General features: G+C 61.2%; 3 protein-coding genes and 1 pseudogene. 2 read left to right on the top strand and 2 right to left on the bottom strand.

Annotation, left to right across the window (positions count from 1 at the left end):
- Both PK789_RS08070 and PK789_RS08065 read left to right on the top strand, forming a co-directional pair.
- Window positions 1–260: type II toxin-antitoxin system prevent-host-death family antitoxin (locus tag PK789_RS08070; protein WP_324308257.1), on the top strand; the 260-nt coding region annotated here is incomplete at its 5' end.
- A gap of 3 nt (window positions 261–263) precedes the next feature.
- Complete coding sequence (locus tag PK789_RS08065; RefSeq protein WP_324308256.1) at window positions 264–896, top strand: ATPase; 633 nt, start codon at window positions 264–266, stop codon at window positions 894–896.
- 11 nt (window positions 897–907) lie between these two features.
- Here PK789_RS08065 and PK789_RS08060 read toward each other — a convergent pair whose 3' ends face one another.
- The gene (locus tag PK789_RS08060) at window positions 908–2,002 is read right to left on the bottom strand and encodes an acyltransferase family protein (RefSeq protein ID WP_324308255.1); all 1,095 of its coding nucleotides are present in this window, start codon (window positions 2,000–2,002) and stop codon (window positions 908–910) included.
- Window positions 1,999–2,660 (bottom strand): annotated as a pseudogene (locus PK789_RS08055) (arginine decarboxylase); the annotation flags it as partial. The pseudogene PK789_RS08055 and the gene PK789_RS08060, both read right to left, overlap by 4 nt.

Here is a 2,660-nt window from a genome sequence, read left to right as displayed (position 1 = left end):
TGCACCGCGAAGGCAAGGTGCTGGTGACCAATCATGGGCGGCCGGAGGCCGTTGTCCTGTCCGCCGAAGACTACGACGACCTGCTGCAAGAAGCACTGGAAACCCGCGCCCGCAAACAGGCCGCACTGGACGAATTGAGCCGCCAGTTCGATGCGCGCATGCAAGTGTTGCAAACCCCGGAAGCACGCGAAAAATTACGCGGCATCCTGCGCCGCCCCATCGACTTCGGTGGCAAGCTGTTCACCGGCAACGAGTTTTAAGTCATGGCACGCCCGCTGCTGTTTGTATTGGCCGGCGTTAACGGGGCCGGTAAAAGCACGGCGGGTGAACGTGAACTCACACAGGCGGGGCTGGTTTGGTTCAACCCCGATACGTTCACTCGAAAACTCATGGAAGCCTCCGGTGCTTCGCTTGAAGATGCCAATGCCATGGCATGGCAGCAAGGCGTTCGCCAACTGGATACGGCACTCACCAACGGCACCGATTACGCTTTCGAAACCACCTTGGGCGGCAACACGATTGCCCGCAAATTGCGCGAAGCAAACAAAACGCATGACGTGCTGATGTGGTTCACCGGGCTGGATTCGCCCGAGCACCACATCGCCCGTGTGCAGCAACGCGTCGCCCGCGGTGGCCATGACATTCCCGCCGCCAAAATCCGGGAACGCTTTGAATCCTCGCGCAAAAACCTGATCGTGCTGCTGCCGCACCTGACCCAATTGCAGGTGTACGACAACAGCACTGACGCCATCCTCGGCCAGCCGATGCCCAACCCACGCCTGCTGCTGCAACTGGAGCACGGGCGCATCACCTACCCCAACGACATCGACACCCTCAAGCACACACCTGATTGGGCGAAGCCTATTTTAATGGCGGCGCTGTCCCGACTACCCTAAGTTCAAGTCTGCTACAAAAACCGGCCACGCAAACGCAGTCCCGGCCGCTCCACCATGTAATGCAGCAGCGCTGCGGCCAGCAGCGAGACCGCACCGTACGCGGCCCACGCCAGCACGCCGCGCCCTTCCAGCAACGCGCCCCAGTGCGCTTGCACCAGCGCATACACGGGCTTGTGCACGAGGTAAAGGCTGTACGAAATGGTGGCGATCCATGCCACGCCCGGCAGCTTGCGCGAACCCAATATGCCATGCGTCTGGGCGCCGGCAAACACCAGCAGTGCCAGCGCCAGTGACAGCACCGGCCAGCCGATGCTATTGCCCAGCAGGCCCACGCGGTCGCGGAACAGCCACATCGCCAGCGCCAGCACCGCAATACCCGCCAGTGCAAACCGGTTGGCATGTTGTGCCGCGCGTGCCCACGCGGCTGGGCGATAAGCCTGCCATGCGGCCAGCATCACCCCGGATAGCAGGCCATCCAGACGGTTCCACGTGGGGTAATAAATATCTTCGACAAACCATGGCCGTTGCGGCTGGGTGGCGTCGTCATGCAGCCAGACGCCCGTGCGCAATGCGATGCCGCCCAAGAGCACGACAAGGCACACCACCCAAAACTTTATTGCGGATGGCTTGCGCGCCAACAGCAGTGCCAGTGCGGGAAATAGCAGATAGAAATGCTCCTCCACGCACAACGACCACGCATGCGAAAACGCGGCGTTGGCGGCGTAGTTGATATCCAGGTTGACGAAGAACAATGCGAACTTCCACCACGGCTCCATCCCCGGCGCTTCGCGAAACCCCGGCCACAGCAGATAGACCGCCAACACCGCCCAGAACGCCGGCAGGATGCGGAATACGCGCTTGAGGTAGAAGTCGCGCAGTGACGGCGCGACTCCCTTTGCCAGTGGCCGCAGCAACTGGCCGCCAATCAGAAATCCGCTGAGCACGAAGAACAGATCCACGCCCATCCAGCCGTAGCGTTCCAGCCAGCGCCAGTTCGGTCCCAGCCCGCCGACGATGAAGCCGTGGAACTGCATCGTCCACAGCACCGCGATGGCGCGCAGCAGGTCGAGGCCGGGCAACTGTGCGCCGCGTGCTTGTGCACTCACAAAGGCGAGTCGTCCAGATAGGTGTAGGCGGTCAGGCCGCGCTCCAGGGCTTCGTTCAAGCGCTCGCTTTCGGCATTGCCAAGATCCGCCGATGCCACCAGTGCGCGGTAGCGGCGGCGCAGGTCGTCGAGTTTATAGCCCACGTAATCCAGCATCACGTCGGTGGTGTCGCCACGGCGCTGCTGGCTGATCGCAAACCCGTCCTCGGTGCAGCGCACTTCAATCGCATCGGTATCGCCAAACAGGTTGTGGATATCGCCCAAGACTTCTTGATACGCGCCAACCAAAAAGAAGCCAATCCGGTAGCGTTCACCGGGACGCGGCTCGTGCAGCGGCAGCGAGCTGTCGAGGTCTTCGTTTTCGACATAGGTGTCGATCTTGCCGTCGGAGTCGCAGGTCATATCCGCAATAATGCCGCGCCGGGTCGGCGCCTCGTCCAAGCGTTCGATCGGCACGATCGGAAACACCTGATCGATTGCCCACACATCCGGCATCGACTCGAACACGCTGAAGTTGACGAAGTACTTGTCCACCAGCCGTTCGTTCAACTCATCCAACAAATCGCGGTGGCTTTTTTCGTCATAGGTCAGGCGCGCTTTCACCGCATGTGCGATGGCATAGAACAAGTCATCGATCCGCGCGCGCTGGGTCAAATCCA

Origin of the sequence: Thermomonas sp. (assembly GCF_035369645.1) — a bacterium.
Lineage (GTDB): Bacteria > Pseudomonadota > Gammaproteobacteria > Xanthomonadales > Xanthomonadaceae > Thermomonas.
Note: the sequence above shows the minus strand (reverse complement) of the source record. Positions and strands in the feature narration are given on the sequence as shown.